General features: G+C 68.2%; 16 protein-coding genes. 10 read left to right on the top strand and 6 right to left on the bottom strand.

From position 1 onward, the window contains the following. Positions 1-91 precede the first annotated feature (91 nt). From X946_RS07470 to X946_RS07445, 6 genes are all read left to right on the top strand, one after another. Positions 92-3,895 carry a nitrate reductase subunit alpha gene (locus X946_RS07470; RefSeq protein ID WP_038745410.1) on the top strand — a complete coding sequence of 1,268 codons (3,804 nt, stop codon included), beginning with the start codon at positions 92-94 and terminating at the stop codon, positions 3,893-3,895. Beyond that, positions 3,892-5,421 carry a nitrate reductase subunit beta gene (gene narH, locus X946_RS07465; protein ID WP_038745407.1) on the top strand — a complete coding sequence of 510 codons (1,530 nt, stop codon included), beginning with the start codon at positions 3,892-3,894 and terminating at the stop codon, positions 5,419-5,421. Before X946_RS07470 ends, narH begins: the two co-directional genes overlap by 4 nt. Continuing rightward, entirely contained in the window at positions 5,418-6,110 is a 693-nt protein-coding gene (narJ, locus tag X946_RS07460; protein WP_038745404.1) for a nitrate reductase molybdenum cofactor assembly chaperone, read from the top strand. Before narH ends, narJ begins: the two co-directional genes overlap by 4 nt. A 235-nt stretch (positions 6,111-6,345) precedes the next feature. Beyond that, entirely contained in the window at positions 6,346-7,029 is a 684-nt protein-coding gene (gene narI / locus X946_RS07455) for a respiratory nitrate reductase subunit gamma (protein ID WP_038745402.1), read from the top strand. Positions 7,030-7,039: 10 nt separating this feature from the next. Next, positions 7,040-7,837 carry a peptidylprolyl isomerase gene (locus tag X946_RS07450; RefSeq protein ID WP_038745399.1) on the top strand — a complete coding sequence of 266 codons (798 nt, stop codon included), beginning with the start codon at positions 7,040-7,042 and terminating at the stop codon, positions 7,835-7,837. A 24-nt stretch (positions 7,838-7,861) separates the two neighbouring features. Then, complete coding sequence (locus X946_RS07445) at positions 7,862-9,136, top strand: MFS transporter (RefSeq protein ID WP_038745396.1); 1,275 nt, start codon at positions 7,862-7,864, stop codon at positions 9,134-9,136. A gap of 4 nt (positions 9,137-9,140) precedes the next feature. Here X946_RS07445 and X946_RS07440 read toward each other — a convergent pair whose 3' ends face one another. The 6 genes from X946_RS07440 to X946_RS07415 form a co-directional block, all read right to left on the bottom strand. After that, a complete protein-coding gene (locus X946_RS07440; RefSeq protein ID WP_038745394.1) occupies positions 9,141-9,470 on the bottom strand; it encodes a hypothetical protein in 330 nt (109 codons plus the stop codon). A 59-nt stretch (positions 9,471-9,529) separates the two neighbouring features. Then, the gene (locus X946_RS07435) at positions 9,530-9,748 is read right to left on the bottom strand and encodes a ribbon-helix-helix protein, CopG family (protein ID WP_038745391.1); all 219 of its coding nucleotides are present in this window, start codon (positions 9,746-9,748) and stop codon (positions 9,530-9,532) included. Positions 9,749-9,853: 105 nt separating this feature from the next. After that, positions 9,854-10,663, bottom strand: a complete 810-nt coding sequence (locus X946_RS07430; protein WP_052145027.1) for a spermidine synthase — start codon at positions 10,661-10,663, stop codon at positions 9,854-9,856. Positions 10,664-10,703: 40 nt separating this feature from the next. Beyond that, the gene (locus X946_RS07425; RefSeq protein WP_038745386.1) at positions 10,704-10,964 is read right to left on the bottom strand and encodes an HPr family phosphocarrier protein; all 261 of its coding nucleotides are present in this window, start codon (positions 10,962-10,964) and stop codon (positions 10,704-10,706) included. 69 nt (positions 10,965-11,033) lie between these two features. Further along, the gene (locus tag X946_RS07420) at positions 11,034-11,480 is read right to left on the bottom strand and encodes a hypothetical protein (protein WP_038745383.1); all 447 of its coding nucleotides are present in this window, start codon (positions 11,478-11,480) and stop codon (positions 11,034-11,036) included. 541 nt (positions 11,481-12,021) lie between these two features. Next, positions 12,022-12,798: a YoaK family protein gene (locus X946_RS07415; RefSeq protein WP_038745380.1), complete on the bottom strand. Its 777-nt coding sequence runs from the start codon at positions 12,796-12,798 to the stop codon at positions 12,022-12,024. 400 nt (positions 12,799-13,198) lie between these two features. Between X946_RS07415 and hyfB the strand changes: the two genes are divergently transcribed. The 4 genes from hyfB to X946_RS07395 are packed head-to-tail and all read left to right on the top strand — an operon-like array spanning position 13,199 to position 18,262. Continuing rightward, complete coding sequence (gene hyfB / locus X946_RS07410; protein ID WP_038745377.1) at positions 13,199-15,205, top strand: hydrogenase 4 subunit B; 2,007 nt, start codon at positions 13,199-13,201, stop codon at positions 15,203-15,205. Next, on the top strand, positions 15,199-16,149 hold the full coding sequence (locus X946_RS07405) for a respiratory chain complex I subunit 1 family protein (protein WP_038745375.1): 951 nt from the start codon (positions 15,199-15,201) through the stop codon (positions 16,147-16,149). Before hyfB ends, X946_RS07405 begins: the two co-directional genes overlap by 7 nt. After that, the gene (locus tag X946_RS07400) at positions 16,150-16,809 is read left to right on the top strand and encodes a formate hydrogenlyase (protein WP_038745372.1); all 660 of its coding nucleotides are present in this window, start codon (positions 16,150-16,152) and stop codon (positions 16,807-16,809) included. It abuts the gene before it with no gap. Next, positions 16,802-18,262: a hydrogenase 4 subunit F gene (locus X946_RS07395; protein ID WP_038745369.1), complete on the top strand. Its 1,461-nt coding sequence runs from the start codon at positions 16,802-16,804 to the stop codon at positions 18,260-18,262. Before X946_RS07400 ends, X946_RS07395 begins: the two co-directional genes overlap by 8 nt. Positions 18,263-18,265 lie beyond the last annotated feature (3 nt).

The raw sequence follows: 18,265 nt of genomic DNA, 5'->3' as shown, positions 1-18,265 counted from the left end.
CGGCGGCCGCGATTGGTTACGTTACCTTTACTTTGCGGAAGGCCGTTGCTAGATTCAAAACCGTGCGCCTCACTCCCCCACAAGGATCGCCATGAGCCATTTCCTGGACAGGCTGCGCTTTTTCACGACGGCCCGCCCGCAGTTTTCCGACGGGCACGGCGCGGTCACCGACGAGGACCGGAAGTGGGAAGAGGGCTACCGGCAGCGCTGGCAGCACGACAAGATCGTCCGCTCGACGCACGGCGTGAACTGCACCGGCTCGTGCTCGTGGAAGGTCTACGTGAAGGGCGGCATCGTCACGTGGGAGACGCAGCAGACCGACTATCCGCGCACGCGAGCGGACATGCCGAACCACGAGCCGCGCGGCTGCTCGCGCGGCGCGTCGTACTCGTGGTACCTGTACAGCGCGAACCGGCTCAAGTACCCGCTCGTGCGCAGCGCGCTCGTCAAGCTGTGGCGCGCGCGGCGCCGCACGATGGCGCCCGTCGACGCGTGGCGCTCGATCGTCGACGACGAAGACGCGCGGCGCGCCTATCAGAGCCGCCGCGGCCTCGGCGGCTTCGTGCGCGCGACGTGGGACGAAGTCAACGAGATCGTCGCGGCGGCGAATGTTCATACGATAGCCCGCCACGGGCCGGACCGCGTCGTCGGCTTCTCGCCGATCCCGGCGATGTCGATGGTGTCGTACGCGGCGGGCTCGCGCTATCTGTCGCTGGTGGGCGGCGTGTGCCTGAGCTTCTACGACTGGTATTGCGATCTGCCGCCCGCGTCGCCGCAGACGTGGGGCGAGCAGACCGACGTGCCCGAGTCCGCCGACTGGTACAACTCGACCTTCATCATGATGTGGGGCTCCAATGTCCCGCAGACGCGCACGCCCGACGCGCACTTCCTCGTCGAGGCGCGTTACCGGGGCACGAAGATCGTGTCGGTGTTCCCCGATTACGCCGAAGGCGCGAAGTTCGGCGACCTGTGGCTGCATCCGAAGCAGGGCACCGACGCGGCGCTCGCGCTCGCGATGGGGCACGTGATCCTGAAGGAATTCCACGTCGACGGGGCGAGCGACTATTTCTCCGATTATTGCCGCCGCTACACGGATATGCCGTGCGTCGTGCGGCTCGTGCCGCATGGCGCGGGCTACGTGCCCGAGCGGCTCGTGCGCGCGTCCGACTTCGACGGCGCGCTCGGCGAAACCGGGCGCCCGGAATGGAAGACCGTGATGATCGACGACGCGACGGGCGAGTTCGTCGTGCCGGTCGGCTCGATCGGCTTTCGCTGGGCGCAGCAGGACGGCGGCGATCGCGGCAAGTGGAACCTGAAGGCCGAGACGTCGGCGGGCGACGCGCTCGCGCCGCGGCTGTCGCTCGCGAAAGCGCATGACGAAGTCGTCGACGTGCTGTTTCCGTACTTCGGCAACCAGCCGCACGCGCATTTCGATCACACCGCGCATCCGTCCGAGCTGTCGCGCAAGATCGGCGCGCGGCGCGTCGCGACGCCAAACGGCGAGATGCTCGTCGCGACCGTCTATGACCTGTTCGTCGCGAACTACGGAATCGATCAGGGCCTGGGCGGCCGCGACGTCGCGAAGACCTATGACGACGACGTGCCGTACACGCCCGCGTGGCAGGAGGCGATCACCGGCGTGAAGCGCGGCGACGCGATCGCCGTCGCGCGGCAGTTCGCGGAAAACGCGCACAAGACGCAGGGCAAATCGATGGTGATCGTCGGCGCGGGGATCAACCACTGGTTCCACATGGACATGACGTACCGCGCGATCATCAACATGCTGATCATGTGCGGCTGCATCGGCAAATCGGGCGGCGGCTGGTCGCACTACGTCGGCCAGGAAAAGCTGCGGCCGCAGACCGGCTGGACCGCGCTCGCGTTCGCGCTCGACTGGCACCGGCCGCCCAGGCAGATGAATTCGACATCGTTCTTCTACGCGCACACCGACCAGTGGCGCTACGACCCGATGGACCCGGCCGCGCTCTTGTCGCCGCTCGCCGACAAGAGCCGCTTCCACGGCGCGCCGATCGACTACAACGTGCGCGCCGAGCGGATGGGCTGGCTGCCGTCCGCGCCGCAGCTCGCCGCGAATCCGCTGCGCGTCGGCGCGGACATCGCCGATCCCGCGCACGCGGGCGCGGAGATCGCGCGGCGGCTCGCGTCGGGCGAGCTGAGGATGGCGTGCGAGGACCCCGACGCGCCCGAGAACTTCCCGCGCAACCTGTTCGTGTGGCGCTCGAACCTGCTCGGCTCGTCGGGCAAGGGCCACGAATATTTCCTGAAGCACCTGCTCGGCACGACGCACGGCGTGCAGGGCGACGAGATCCGCGAAGGCGAAGGCGCGCGCCCCGAGGAAGTGACGTGGCGCGCGCAGGCGCCGCGCGGCAAGCTCGATCTGCTCGTCACGCTCGACTTCCGGATGTCGACGACCTGCATGTACTCCGACGTCGTGCTGCCGACCGCCACGTGGTACGAGAAGGACGACATGAACACGTCGGACATGCATCCGTTCATCCATCCGCTGTCGGCCGCGGTCGATCCGGCGTGGCAGTCGAAGAGCGACTGGGAGATCTTCAAGGGCATCGCGAAGCGCTTCTCGGAACTGGCCGACGGCCACCTCGGGGTCGAGCGCGACATCGTGCTTTCGCCGATCGCGCACGACAGCCCGGCGGAGCTCGCGCAGCCGTTCGACGTGCGCGACTGGAAGCGCGGCGAATGCGACGCGGTTCCCGGCAGGACGATGCCGGCCGTGACCGTCGTCGATCGCGACTATCCGAGCACGTACCGCAAGTTCACGTCGCTCGGGCCGCTGATGGACCGGCTCGGCAACGGCGGCAAGGGCATCGGCTGGGACACGAAGGACGAGGTCGCGCTGCTCGGCGCGCTCAACTATCGTGTGACCGAGGACGGCTGCGCGCAAGGCCGCCCGCGGATCGACAGCGCGCTCGACGCGGCCGAGGTGATCCTCGCGCTCGCGCCGGAGACGAACGGCGCGGTCGCGGTGAGGGCGTGGCAGGCGCTCTCGCGCGTCACCGGCATCGAGCACGCGCATCTCGCGCATGCGCGCGAGGACGAGAAAGTCCGCTTTCGCGACATCCAGGCGCAGCCGCGCAAGATCATCTCGTCGCCGACGTGGAGCGGAATCGAATCCGAGCACGTGTCGTACAACGCGGGCTACGTGAACGTGCACGAGCTCGTGCCGTGGCGCACGCTGAGCGGGCGGCAGCAGCTCTATCAGGATCATCCGTGGATGCGCGCGTTCGGCGAGTCGCTCTGCGCATACAAGCCGCCCGTCGATACCGGCAGCTACGCGCACATGGTCGGCCAGCGCTCGAACGGCAATCCCGAGATCGTGCTGAACTTCATCACGCCGCATCAGAAGTGGGGCATCCACAGCACGTACACGGACAACCTGCTGATGCTGACGCTCTCGCGCGGCGGGCCGATCGTCTGGATGTCGGAGCGCGACGCGCAGACGATCGGCGTCGCCGACAACGACTGGATCGAGTGCTACAACGCGAACGGCGCGCTGTGCGCGCGCGCCGTCGTGAGCCAGCGCGTGCCGCGCGGGATGGTGATGATGTATCACGCGCAGGAGAAGATCGTGAACACGCCGGGCTCGGAGATCACCGGCACGCGCGGCGGCATCCACAACTCGGTCACGCGCGTGTCGCTGAAGCCGACGCACATGATCGGCGGCTACGCGCAGCTGTCGTACGGCTTCAATTATTACGGCACCGTCGGCTCGAATCGCGACGAGTTCCTGATCGTGCGCAAGATGAAACGGATCGACTGGCTCGACGGCGAAGATGAGCGCGAAGGCGGCGCGACTGCTGCCGGCGCATCGGCCGCACCGGCCGCACGCAATGCCGACGCAGGAGAAACGCGATGAAGATTCGCGCGCAGATCGCAATGGTGCTCAATCTCGACAAGTGCATCGGCTGCCACACGTGCTCGGTCACGTGCAAGAACGTGTGGACGAGCCGCGAAGGGATGGAGTACGCGTGGTTCAACAACGTCGAGACGAAGCCGGGCATCGGCTATCCGAAGGACTGGGAAAACCAGGAGCGTTGGCGCGGCGGCTGGAAGCGGCGCGCGGACGGCAGGATCGAGCCGCGCCTCGGCGGCAAGTGGCGGCTGCTCGCGCAGATCTTCGCGAATCCGCATCTGCCGGAGATCGACGATTACTACGAGCCGTTCACGTTCGACTACGCGCATCTGCAGGAAGCGGGCGACGCGCGCGCGATGCCTGTCGCGCGGCCGCGCTCGCTCGTGAGCGGCGAGCGGCTCGAGAAGATCGAGTGGGGGCCGAACTGGGAGGAGATTCTCGGCGGCGAATTCGAAAAGCGCTCGAAGGACTACAACTTCGATCACGTTCAGAAGGACATCTACGGACAGTTCGAGAACACGTTCATGATGTACTTGCCGCGGCTGTGCGAGCACTGCCTGAATCCGGCGTGCGTCGCCGCGTGCCCGTCGGGCTCGATCTACAAGCGCGAGGAAGACGGCATCGTGCTGATCGATCAGGACAAGTGCCGCGGCTGGCGAATGTGCGTGTCCGGCTGTCCGTACAAGAAGATCTACTACAACTGGCAAAGCGGCAAGGCGGAGAAATGCATCTTCTGCTATCCGCGCATCGAGGCGGGGCAGCCCACCGTGTGCTCGGAGACCTGCGTCGGCCGCATTCGCTATCTCGGCGTGCTGCTGTACGACGCGGATCGCATCGGCGACGCGGCGAGCGTCGAGCGGGAAACGGATCTGTACGGTGCGCAACTGTCGCTCTTTCTCGATCCGAACGATCCGGCGATCGCCGCTCAGGCGGAGCGCGACGGCGTGCCGGCCGCGTGGCTCGACGCGGCGAGGCGCTCGCCCGTCTACAAGATGGCGATCGACTGGAAGATCGCGTTCCCGCTGCATCCGGAGTACCGGACGCTGCCGATGGTCTGGTACGTGCCGCCGCTGTCGCCGATCAACGCGGCCGCGAACAGCGGCACGCTCGGGATGAACGGCTATTTGCCCGACGTCGAATCGCTGCGCATTCCGCTGCGCTATCTCGCGAACCTGTTGACGGCGGGCGACGAAGCGCCGGTGAAGCTCGCGCTCGAGCGGCTGCTCGCGATGCGCGCGTTCATGCGCGCGCGGCATGTCGATCGCGTCGACGCGCCGGGCGTGCTGAAGCAGGCGAGCCTGTCGATCGCGCAGGTCGACGAGATGTATCGCTATCTCGCGATCGCGAACTACGAGGATCGCTTCGTGATCCCGACGACCCATCGCGAATACGCGGAGGACGCGTTCGATCTGCGCGCGTCGTGCGGCTTCTCGTTCGGCAACGGCTGCTCGGGCGGCACGTCGGAGGCGAGCCTGTTCGGCATGAAGAAAGGCCAGCGGACGATTCCGATCAAGGAGGTGGAGCGATGAGCGACGCACCGCTCGAGCCGCGCGGCGCGGTATACGCGGCGCTGTCGGCGCTGCTCGATTATCCGGGCGACGCGCTTGTCGACGCGCTGCCTTCGATCGACGCGTGCCTGCGCGACGCGAAGGGATTGACGAACGGCGCGCGCGCGGGGCTCGCGCGCCTTGTCGCGTATCTCGGCGAGCGCGACTTGCTGACGCTGCAGGAGAACTACGTCGCGCTCTTCGATCGCGGCCGCGCGACGTCGCTGCATCTGTTCGAGCACGTGCACGGCGAATCGCGCGACCGGGGCCAGGCGATGGTCGATCTGCTGCAGATGTACGAGCGGCACGGGCTCTATCTGAGCGCGCACGAGTTGCCCGATTATCTGCCGGTGTTCCTCGAATATCTGTCGCGGCTGCCGGAGCGCGACGCGCGCAATCTGCTCGAGGAGACGGCCGAGATTCTGCAGGCGCTGGCAACGGCGCTCGCGAAGCGCGGCAGCCATTACGGCTTCGCGATCGGCGCGCTGTTGTCGCTCGCGGGCAAGGGGCGGGCGGACGTGCCCGAGTCGCCGGACGACGATGCGCACACGGCAGTCGATCACCGCGCGCTCGACGCCGACTACGCGGACGAACCGGTTCGCTTCGTCGGCGCGGAGACGCCGGGCGCGGCGGAGCCCGTGCGGTTTTACGACAAGCGGCCGGGCCGCTAGGGAAACGCTGATCAAAGGCCGGATTCGCGCTACTGAGCATGGCCCGACAAGGGTTTGCGGCGCTGCGAGCGATTGAATCAGTGTTTCCCCAGGTCGCGCAACGGGCCGCGCGCGGCCGTCTGGCCGACGGCGCGACGATGCGAAGGCCGGCGGCGCGGGCGGGCGGCGCAAGGCCCTGGCGCAGGATCAACGAAGTACCCGGCGAAAGTACCCGGCGAAGGATCAGGAGAAGCCCATGAGCGATTACTTGAATACGTTTCTGTTCGGCCTCTATCCGTACCTCTGTCTCGCGGTGCTGCTGATCGGCAGCCTGATCCGCTTCGATCGAGAGCAGTACACGTGGAAGAGCGATTCGTCGCAGTTGCTGCGGCACGGCGCGCTGCGGCTCGGCAGCAACCTGTTCCACTGGGGCGTGCTCGTCGTCGTGATCGGCCACTTCGCCGGCTTTCTCGCGCCGCACTGGCTCGTGTCGCCGTTCCTGTCGGCGTCCGCGCATCAGCTCGTCGCGATGGTGGGCGGCGGCGCGGCGGGCGCGGTCGCGATCGTCGGGCTCACGATCCTGATCGCGCGGCGGCTCGGCGACGCGCGCATTCGCCGCAACAGCCGCAAGTCCGACATCCTGATCGTGTTGATGCTCTGGGCGCAGCTCGCGCTCGGGCTCGGCACGGTCGTGCTGTCCGCGCGGCACATGGACGGCGCGATGTTCGAGGTGCTGACCGACTACGTGAAGGGCGTCGTCACGTTCCGGCCGGGCGTCGCGGATCTGCTCGCCGGCGTGCCGTGGACGTATCGCGCGCACATCCTGCTCGGCTTCACGATCTTCCTCGTGTCGCCGTTCACGCGGATGGTGCACATCTGGAGCGGGTTCGCGTCGCTCGCGTACCTGATCCGGCCGTACCAGCTCGTGCGCAAGCGTTGACGAGCAGCTGATGAATACGATCGACGAAACCCTCGACGCGGGGGCGCATGCGCGCGTGAGCGTCAACGGCGTCGAGATCGGCGCGGCCGAGATCGCCGACGAGCGCGCGCACCATGCCGACGCCGGCGATCCGCTCGACGCGGCGCGGCGCGCGCTCGTGGTGCGCGAACTGCTGCGGCAGCGTGCGATCGCGCTCGGCCTCTGCGCCGAAGGCGCGCCGCTCGACGACGACGCGCTCGACGCGTTGCTCGAGCGCGAGCTCACGCACTTGCCGCAGCCGGCGCGCGAGGACTGCGAGCGCTACTACCGGAACCACGCGGCGCGCTTTCGCCGGCGCGACATCGCCTACGCGAGCCACATCCTGTTCGCGGTGACGGACGCGACGCCGCTCGCGCCGCTGCGCCGCGAGGCCGAAGCGACGCTCGCGCGCGTGCTCGCCGATCCGCAAACGTTCGAGGCGCTCGCGCGCGAGCTCTCGAACTGCCCGTCGGCGAGCGTGGGCGGCAGCCTCGGGCAGCTGCTGCGCGGCGATTCGGCGCCGGAGTTCGAGGCGGCCGTGTTCGATGCGCCCGACCTCGGCGTGCTGCCGCGCCTCGTGAACACGCGCTTCGGCTTTCACATCGTGCGGATCGAGCGCCGCGTGCCGGGCGATCCGGTGCCGTTCGACGCGGTCGCCGCCGACATCGCCGCGTTCCTCGCCGAGCGCGTGCGGCACAAGGCGATCCAGCAATACGTGACGATTCTCGCGAGCGGCGCGCGCGTCGAGGGCGTCGCGTTCGGCGACGCGAACGGCCCGCTGGTTCAATGAACTGATCGGGAAAGGAGGGCGGACATGGTCTCACAGCACGATTCCGGCGCGCTCGACCATGCGCCGGCGATTCCCGCGCGCGCGTGGTCGGTGCTTTTCGCGAGCACGTTCGCGTTCCTCGTCTGCTTCGTCGTCTGGATGATGTTCGGCGTGCTCGGCATCCAGCTGCGCGAAGACTTGCATCTGAACGCGACCGAGTTCGGGATGCTCACGTCGACGCCCGTGCTGACGGGCGCATTGATGCGGCTGCCGCTCGGCGCATGGACCGACCGCTTCGGCGGGCGCATCGTGATGACGGTGCTGCTCGTCGTCTGCGCGGTGCCCGTCTATGCGGTCAGCTACGCGACCGCGCTTTGGCAGTTCCTGCTGATCGGGCTCTTTCTCGGCTGCGTCGGCGCGTCGTTCGCGGTCGGCACGCCATACGTCGCGCGCTTCTTCCCGCCACAGCGGCGCGGGCTTGCGATGGGCGTGTTCGGCGCGGGTACGGCCGGCGCGGCGGTCAATCTGTTCGTCACGCCGCTGCTGCTCGCCGCGTACGGCTGGCGCGTCGTGCCGCGCGTGTACGCGGTCGCGCTTCTCGTCACCGCGGCGATCTTCTGGTTCGCGTCGGCGCCCGATCCCGGCGCGGGCGCGCAAAAGGGCTCGTGGCTCGAATCGTTCGGGGTGCTGCGCGATCGGCGCGTGTGGAAGCTCTGCCAGTACTACTCGATCACGTTCGGCGGCTTTACCGCGCTGTCGCTGTGGATGCCGCAGTACCTGAAGAACGGCTATGGAATGTCGCTCGTCGCCGCGTCCGCGTTCGCGGCGGGCTTCTCGCTGCCGGGCTCGGTGCTGCGCGCGCTCGGCGGCGCGCTCGCCGACCGCTACGGCGCGCACGCGGTCACATGGTGGGGGTTGTGGGTCGCGTGGATTTGCCTGTTCCTGCTGTCCTATCCGCCGACCGACCTCGTGATCCACACGGTCGACGGCACCGCGACGCTGCGTCTCCATATTCCGCTCGCCGCGTTCGTCGTGCTGACGTTCGTGTTGGGCGCCGTGTTCGCGTTCGGGATGGCGTCGACGTTCAAGTACGTCGCCGACGATTTTCCGGACAACATGGGCGTCGTCACCGGCATCGTCGGGCTCGCGGGTGGGCTCGGCGGCTTCCTGCTGCCGATCATCTTCGGCGCGCTCGTCGACTTGCTTCGCGTGCGCTCGACGTGCTTCATGTTCCTGTACGGGATCGTCTGGGTGTCGCTGATCATCCTCTATCTGGCGGAGATCCGGCGCGTGCCGATCGCGGGCGCCGCCGCGCGCTGAACGATCACGCGGCCTGCTCGGCGCCGGCAGGCGGCGCGTGCGGCTCGGCCGCGGCGCTGCGTTCGGCGCTCGACGGCGGGCGCTTGCGCGCGGACGGTTCGAGGATGCTCGTCGCGTCGCCGAGGAAGAGCCAGTGAACCTGGCCGGGCGCGGACGCGTCCGATTCGCGGATCCAGTTCGCGCCGCAGGCGCGGCAGCGGAACTTGCCGATCATGAGCGGCTTGCGAAACAGCGGCCGCAGCTTGGTCGGCTTGCCGAGCGCATCGAGCGGAACATCGCCCGACTCCGGATGCCGCTCGGCGAGGAGCGGCTGACAGACATCACAAGGTATCATTGCTGCTTTCTACGGCACGGCACGACAAGGTGCGACACGGGCGCACACGCGCCCACGAATCAGGCGGCGTTCTTGCGGCGCGGCTGCGGCTTCGCGGCGCCGCGCGGGGCGACCGGGCTGCGCGTCTTGTAGCTCACGCCGTGCTGCTCGAGATAATCCCGAATCATCTGACGCACGACCTGCGACGGCGTCAGATCCTGCGCGGCGCACAACTGCTCGAACGCCTTCTTCTTGAAGGGGTCGATCAGGACGGTCAGACGGGCGCTTTTCGTTTCCATGGCGGGACACAGTGGCATGTATGTTAATCAAATTATAATACACGCCGACTCCCGGACGATTTTTTGTCCGTTCCCTCATTTCCGGCGCAGCCGGGCACGCCCGCATCATGCGTCGACCGGTTCGCCGAACCGGCGCCAGTCGTAGCTCACGCCCAGTTCGATGCGCACGGCCGCCTCGACGAGATCGATGCTGTGCCCGCGGGCCAGCGCGTTCGCCCGCTCGATCATCGTCTCGAGCGACGGCAGCGGCGCATCGCTTTTCCACGCGAAGACGATCAGGTTCGACGCGCTGTCCTCGGCGGGCGCGAGCGCGGCCGAGGTGCCGAACACGTCGCGCAGTGCGGCGAGGCAATCGGCCACGCGCGGATCGTCGGTCAGCAGATTGACGACCAGCACGCCGCCCGCCGCCAGATGGCGGCGGCAGTCCGCGTAGAACGGCCGGCTGCCGAGCTCGAGCGGCAGCCCGCCGGCGTCGAAGCCGTCGACGATCAGCACGTCCGCGCACGCGTCGCCCGCGGACGCGACGTATTGGGCGCCGTCCGCGCACAGCACCGAGAAGCGCGCGTCGTCGGGCGGAATTCGGAACCGGTCGCGCAGCGCGATCACGTCCGGATTGATCTCGATCGACGTGATGCGCGCGTCGGGCAGGTGCCGGTACAGATATTTCGCGAGCGAGCCGCCGCCCAAGCCGATCATCGCGATCCGGCGCGGCTCGGAGTGCAGCAACAGAAAGCCCATCATCGTGCGCGTGTAGCCGAGCGCGAGCAGATCCGGGCCGTCGACATACATGCAGCTTTGCATCCCGCGATCGTCGAAGCAGAGCGACACGAGGTGCGGCGTCTCGATCACGACGGGCGAGTTCGCGTGCGCGCAGCGGTGCGGCGCGGACAGCGGCCCGGACGAGTTCGCGGGCATGCCGGGAAAGCGTGGTTGCATCGGCCGGTTCTCCCGCGCGTCAGTTCGCGCTCAAGAGCGACGCGAGCGAATGAAGCGCGTCGTCCTCGTCCGGGCCGCTCGACAGAATCTGCATCTGCGTGCCGCGCTTCGCGCGCAGCGCGACGACGGACATCACGTCCTTCGCGTTCGCGCGGCGGCCGTTCGCGACGACGACGATGTCGCTCTGGAAGCGGCCCGCCGCGCCGGCGAGCGCCTGGCCCGCGAACGCGGCGTCGTAGCGCCCCCATTTCAGGCCGATCTCGATCAATGCTTGTGCCACCGGGAATCCTTCAAGTGATTCGTTGCACGCGGGCCGTCGCGGCCGGCTCGCGCGCCTGCGCGCTCAGTCTCAGTGCATCGCGCGCGCCTGCGCGCGGGCGAGGAACGCGAGCAGCTCGCCGTCCCATGCGCCATCCTGCAGGACGATTTTCGCCGTGTCGAGCGGCTTCATGTCGCGGTTCAGATGCACGAGCGCCAGCGAGCGGGGCGGGCACGGCCGCCGGAAGAAGCGCCCGTCGTCGTCGAGGAAGAGGCAGGGGCGCTGCCGGATCTGCGCGCTCGACACCGAGATCGGGTCCAGCACGTGGCGCGCCGATTCCTTCGGGTAGACGAAGATGACGTTCGTGCCGAGCGCCTCGAGGCGCTCGCACGCGGCCGAGAAGCGGTAGAGCATCTGAAAGCCGCGCTCGCCGCTCCTGCCGACGCCGACGATCACGAGGCCCTGCGCGCCCATTACGTCCCGCGGCACGCGGCGCGCGTAGTCGTGCGCTAGGAGCGCTATATGCATGTCGAACATGCGTGCGTCCGGGTCGGGCCGCGCATCGGGGGGCGCGTGCGGTTGAGCCAATCGCCGGAACGGGCCGGCGCGTGATCGATCATTTTCGTGCGCGGGAGTGTATATGCACATAACATTAACATGGTATGTGCGTGCTCGGAAAGTGGGCAGGTGCGCCGGGCGACGGGAGCCGATGCGCGGCAAGGGGATCGAAGCGGGCGCTGGCGCCTGACGGACGGCTTTCGGCGGGACGAATTGCGGGCGCAACCCGCGCAACAATGCTGCCGGCTTCGGCTTCGGCTTCGGCTTCGGCTTGGATTGGACCGATTGGCTGAACCCGCTGGAATTCGGCGCTCGACCGCACTTTCGCGCCCCGGGGTTCTCGTCGAGCGGCTCGAACGCGCCGCATGGCCGGCGCTCGGACGGTGGCGCTGGCGGTTTAGGGGCGCGAAGCGAAATCGCTCTACTGCGACGGGCTGCGCCCGAAGCCGCGCCAATGGCGATCGCCTCGCGCCGACGCGCCGACCGGCACGGGGCCGCGCTCCACCCCGTCGATGCGCCGTCAGCCCGCCCGCCTGCCGCCGCCCGGCCGGCTCGCCCATTCGCGCAGGTCATCGAGCATCGGGACGCCGGCCAGCACGACGAGCAGACCCGCGAGCGGGATCGTCACCGAGTAGCCGACGTGCTTGAAACCGAGCGCGCCCGCGAGGCCGCCCGAGAAGAACATCGCGAGCATCGTGCCGAGCACGCGCAGCTTCAGCCGGTTCGCGTACACGTCCGGCTCGCCGGGCTCGGCCTGCGTCGAATTCCAGTAGAACAGCTTGCCGAGCTCGATGCCGAGATCGGTGACGATGCCCGTCATGTGCGTCGTGCGGATCTCGGCGTTCGAGAGCTTCGTGATGATTGCGTTCTGCAGGCCCATGATGAAGCACAGCAGAACGACTGTGACAGGCACGAAGAACGTCCGCCAGAGCGCCAGATGGCTGCCGAGAAGGCCGAAGCACAGCAGCAGGAACGCCTCGAGCAGCAGCGGAAACGCATAGCGGCTGTGCAGCCGCTTGCGCCGGCCCCAGTTGACGAGCACGGCCGACGCCGCCGCGCCGAGCAGGAACGACGCAAGCGACGCAACGCCCGCGAACACGAGCACGACGTTGCCGAGCGCCGCCTGATCGGCGATCGCCGACACGATCCCGCTCATGTGCGACGTGTACTGCTTGACGGCGAGAAAGCCGCCGGCATTCGCGGCGCCCGCGACGAACGCGAGGGAAAAGCCGAGGTGCCGGTTGGCGTCGAGATTGCGATCCTTCCCGGCGAGGCTGCGAAAGTAGGCGACTGGCATGGCGTGACGTGGCGGCGGGCGAACCTGCGCATTGCGCCCGCGTGCCCGGCAACCTTCGCGTTCGAGCGCCGAACAGGCGCGAAGCGAAGCGGGGCGCGACGGGGCGCGAGGCAATGCGGATCGACGCGTGTGGTGACAGATCGACAATGGTGCTAGGATGATAACGACATTATCATACTCTTGTAACGATATGGTCCTGCGTGGTCCTGCGATGACATCCCGCCCGGCGTCCGGAACCGATCAGGAGACAGGCGGCGCGGGCACGCGCCGCGCGCGCTGCGGCGCCGCATTCGCGCGGCCTTTAGCCGCTTGCGCGGCGCGCGCCGCTTCGCCATACTCGTTGGCACGTCCGTTGGCACGTCCGTTGGCGCGACGCTAGGCGATCCGCGAGTCAAACAACATGGAACAGGGCCTGCTTCTCCGATGCGTGCTGCTCGTCGCGCTCGCGTGGCTCGCGCTCGGCTGCGCCGGACTCGCGAACATGCGTCGCACCGGTGCGGTCGCTCACGGTCTCTTTCCGCTCGGCGCGCTGGCCGGGCTCGCGCTCGCGGGCATCGGATTCGCCGGCGTGTTCGCCGAGCCGTCGACGGTCGTGCTGCCGCTCGGCCTGCCCGATCTGCCGTTCCATCTGCGCATCGACGCGCTGTCTTCCTACTTTCTGTTCGTGCTCGGCATGGTGACGGCGGGCGTCGGCGCGTTCTCGTCCGGCTACTTTCGCAAGGGCGAGGGCACGGCGCCCGGGCTCATCTGCTTCGAATACCACGCGTGCGCGGCAAGCATGGCGCTCCTCCTCGTCGCGGACGACGCGTACTGCTTCATGGTCGCGTGGGAGACGCTGACGCTGTCGGCGGCCTTCCTCGTGATGACGAATCACCGGATCGCCGAGATCCGCCGCGCGGCGTTCCTGTACTTTCTGATCTCGCACGTCGGCGCGCTCGCGCTGCTCTCGTGCTTCGGCCTGCTGCAGGCGGGCACGGGCGACTACACGTTCGCGAACATGCGCGTCCAGCATCTCGACGGGCTCGCCGCGTCGGCCGCGTTCTTGCTCGCGCTTGCCGGCTTCGGCGCGAAGGCGGGCGTCTTTCCGCTGCACGTCTGGCTGCCGGACGCGCATCCGGCGGCGCCGTCGCCCGTGTCCGCGCTCCTGAGCGGCTTCGTGCTGAAGGTCGGCCTGTACGGAATCCTGCGCACGGTGCTCGATCTGCTGCATGTGCAGGCCGCGTGGTGGGGCGTGCTGACGCTCGCGCTCGGCCTGTTCGGCGCGCTGCTCGGCGTCGTGTTCAGCACGATCCAGACCGACATGAAGCGGCTGCTCGCGTATTCGTCGATCGACAACATCGGGCTGATGTGCGTGAGCCTCGGCCTCACGATCCTGTTTCTCGGCTACCGTCTGCCCGCGCTCGCCGCGCTGTCGCTGACGGCGCTGCTGTATCAGATCGTCGCGCACGCGTGCTTCAAGAGCCTGCTCTTCCTCGGCACGGGCGCCGTGCTGCACGCGACGGGCGAGCGCAATCTCGGGCGGCTCGGCGGGCTGATCCGCTTCATGCCGTGGACCGCGTGGGCGATGCTCGTTGCCGTCGCCGCGAGCGCCGGGCTGCCGCCGTCGAGCGGCTTCGTGTCGGAGTGGCTGCTGGTGCAGAGCTTCCTCTTCACGCCGGGCCTGCCCGATTCGGTGCTCGGGATGACGGTGCCGCTCGTCGCGGCGCTCGTTGCGCTGACGGCCGCGCTTGCCGGCTATGCGATGGTCAAGTTTTTCGGCATCGTGTTCCTCGGCCAGCCGCGCGAGCCGAAGCTCGAGCGCGCGCGCGACGCGAGCCCGTGGGAGCGCGTCGCGTTCTGCTGGTTCGCGGCGGCGAGCGTGCTGCTCGGCCTCGCGCCCGTCCAGTACGTGAAGGTGCTCGACGCGGTGACGCGCTCGCTGATCGGCGCGGGCATCGGCGGCACGAACCACGGCTGGCTGCTGTTCGCGCCCGTGTCGGCCGCGCGCGCGAGCTACATGCCGGCGCTCTTCATGCTGTTCTTTCTCGCGTGCTGCGCGCTCGCGTGGCTGCTCGTGCGGCGCTTCTATCACGGGCGGCTCAGGCGCGCGGCGCCGTGGTCGTGCGGCCATCCGTTCGTGACCGCGCGGATGCAGGACACGGCCGAAGGCTTCGGCCAGCCGATCCGCGAGATTTTCACGCCGTTCTTCCGGATCGAGCGGCGGCTGCCTTCGCCGTTCGATTCGCGGCCGGAATACCGGATGAGCGTCGCGGATCGCACATGGCATCTGCTCTACGAGCCGGTCGCGGCGCTCGTGAATCGCGTCGCGGCGCTCGCCGGATTGCTGCAGACGGGCCGCATCGCGATCTACCTGACGTACAGCTTCGTCGTGCTGATCGTGCTTCTGACGGTGGTGAGACGATGGTGACCGCCTCCGGCATCCTGTCGCAGACGCTCGAGATTCTCGTCGCGCTCGCGGCCGCGCCGCTGCTGACGGGCTGGGTCGACCAGTGCCGCGCGTGGCTGCAGAACCGCCGCGCGCCGAGCATCTGGCAGCCGTACCGGATGCTGCACAAGCTGTTCAACAAGGAATCCGTCGTCGCGCGGCACGCGAGTGCGCTGTTTCGCGGCGCGCCTTACGTCGTCTGGGCGGCGATGACGCTCGCGTGCGCGATCGTGCCGACGCTGTCGACCGAGCTGCCGCTCTCGCCCGCGGCCGATGCGATCGCGCTCGTCGGCCTGTTCGCGCTCGCGCGCGTCGCGCTGTCGCTCGCGGCGATGGATATCGGCACCGCGTTCGGCACGCTCGGCGCGCGCCGCGAGATGCTGATCGGCTTCCTCGCGGAACCGGCGCTCTTGATGGTGCTGTTCTCGGCGTCGCTGATCACGCAGTCGACGCTCTTGACGAGCATCGTCGCCGCGCTCGGCCACCGCGAGCTCGTGATCTATCCGAGCCTCGCGTTCGCGGGAATCGCGTTCACGCTCGTGTCGCTCGCGGAGAACGCGCGGCTGCCCGTCGACAACCCGGCCACGCACCTCGAGCTGACGATGATCCACGAGGCGCTGATTCTCGAATATTCGGGCCGCCATCTGGCGCTGATGGAATGGGCGGCGAGCCTGAAGCTCTTCGCGTATTCGTGCATCGGCCTCGCGCTGTTCATGCCGTGGGGGATCGCCGAGGCGGGCAGTCCGCTCGCGCTCCTGCTCGCGCTGCCGGCGCTCTTCGTGAAGCTGCTCGTCGGCGGCGCGGCCCTCGCGGTGGTCGAGACGACGAACGCGAAAATGCGCCTCTTTCGCGTGCCCGAATTTCTCGCGACCGCGTTCCTGCTCGCGGTGATCGGCATGCTCGTCCATTTTCTGCTGGGGGCGTAGATGCACGGCTACGCGACGCAGCTCATCAATTTCCTCGCGGCGATCCTGCTGCTCTTGTCGTTCGCGATGCTGAGCCAGCGGAGGATCTTGTCGCTGATCCATCTGTATACGCTGCAAGGCGTCGCGCTCGTGTCGGCGAACCTGATCCTCGGCTTCGTGACGGCGGACACGCACCTGTACGTGTCCGCCGCGCTCACGCTGCTGCTGAAGGTCGGGCTGATTCCGTGGATTCTGTACCGGCTCGTGCAGCGGCTCGACGTGAAGGCCGACGTCGAGCCGCTTCTCAACATCCCGGCGACGCTCGTCGCCGGCATCGCGCTCGTGATCGTCGCGTTCAACGTCGCGGCGCCGATCAGCCGGCTCGCCGAATCGGCCGCGCGCGGCACGCTCGGCATCGCGCTCGCGTGCGTGCTGCTGTCGTTCATGATGATGATCACGCGCGCGAAGGCGATTCCGCAGGTGATCGGCTTCCTGTCGATGGAAAACGGCCTGTTTTTCGCGGCCGCGGCGGCGACCAACGGAATGCCGATGATCGTCGAGCTCGGGATCGGGCTCGACGTGCTCGTCGGGATACTGATCCTCGGCGTGTTCATGTTCCAGATCCGCGAGCAGTTCGACAGCCTCGACATCCACCATCTCGAGAAACTGAAAGATGAATGACGTCTTCGCGCTGCTCGCGTCGCTCGGCATTCCGCTCGTCGCGGGCGGATGCCTCGCGCTCGTGCGCAGGCAGCACGTCGCGCGCGCGCTGAACGTCGGCTTCAGTTTCCTCACGTGCGCGGCGACGCTCTTGCTCGCCGCGCGCACGGTCGCGCACGGGCCGATGTACGCGGTGGGCGAACTCTTCTTCGTCGATCCGTTCAACGTGTTCCTCGTCGCGCTGACGGCGTTCGTCGGCTGGACGACGTCGCTGTTCTCGAATCCGTACATGCGCGTCGAGCAGGACCGCGGCAAGATGAGCGACGCCCGGATGCGGCTCTATCACTGCATGTACCAGCTGTTCATTTTCGCGATGCTGCTCGCGCTGCTCACGAACAACGTCGGCGTGCTGTGGGTCGCGATGGAGGCGGCGACGCTCGCGACGGTGCTGCTCGTGAGCGTCTACCGCAGTGCGGCGAGCCTCGAGGCCGCGTGGAAGTACTTCATCCTGTGCGGCGTGGGCATCGCGCAGGCGCTGTTCGGCACGATCCTGCTGTATCTCGCGGCGGGCCGGCAGCTCGCCGGCGGCGACGCGCTGCTGTGGACGAGCCTGAACGCGGTCAAGACGCAGCTCGATCCGACGATCGTGTCGATCGCGTTCGTGTTCCTGCTCGTCGGCTACGGAACCAAGGTCGGGCTCGTGCCGATGCACAGCTGGCTGCCCGACGCGCACGCCGAAGGCCCGACGCCGATTTCGGCGGTGCTGTCCGGGCTGCTGCTGAACGTCGCGCTGTACGCGGTGCTGCGCTGCAAGGTGCTCGCCGACGGCGCGCTCGGCAACGGCCTGCCGGGGCGCCTGCTCGTCGGCTTCGGGCTCGCGTCGGCGCTCGTCGCATCGTTCTCGCTGTTCCGGCAAAGGGACGTGAAGCGGCTGTTCTCGTATTCGTCGATCGAACACATGGGGCTCATGACCTTCGCGTTCGGCCTCGGCGGCCCGGTCGCGACGTTCGCGGGGCTGCTGCACATGACGGTGCATTCGCTCGTCAAATCGGCGATCTTCTTCGCGGTCGGCCACGCGGCGCAGAAGGCGCGCACGCAGTCGATCGACGGCATCCGCGGGCTCCTGCAGGTCAGTCCGACGGTCGGCTGGGGGCTGATGCTCGGCGCGCTCGCGATTCTCGGGATGCCGCCTTTCGGCGTGTTCGCGAGCGAATTCCTGATCCTGACGACGGCGATCGCGAAGCTGCCGTGGAGCGCGCCGTTCCTGCTCGTCGCGCTCGCGGCGGCGTTCGCCGCGATCTTCATGCGCGTGCAGCGGATGGTGTTCGGCGAATCGAGCGTCGCGACGCTCGAGCATCCGCCGGCGCTGCTGCCGGTGTTCGTTCATCTCGGCCTCGGCTTGATGCTCGGGCTCTACGTGCCGCCGTATCTCGCGACCTGGTATCGACAGGCGGCGGCGATGATCGCGGGGTAGGCG

Origin of the sequence: Burkholderia sp. ABCPW 111, from assembly GCF_000773065.1 — a bacterium.
In the GTDB taxonomy this organism is placed as follows: Bacteria; Pseudomonadota; Gammaproteobacteria; order Burkholderiales; family Burkholderiaceae; genus Burkholderia; species Burkholderia savannae.
This window is presented reverse-complemented; position numbering and strand designations above follow the sequence as displayed.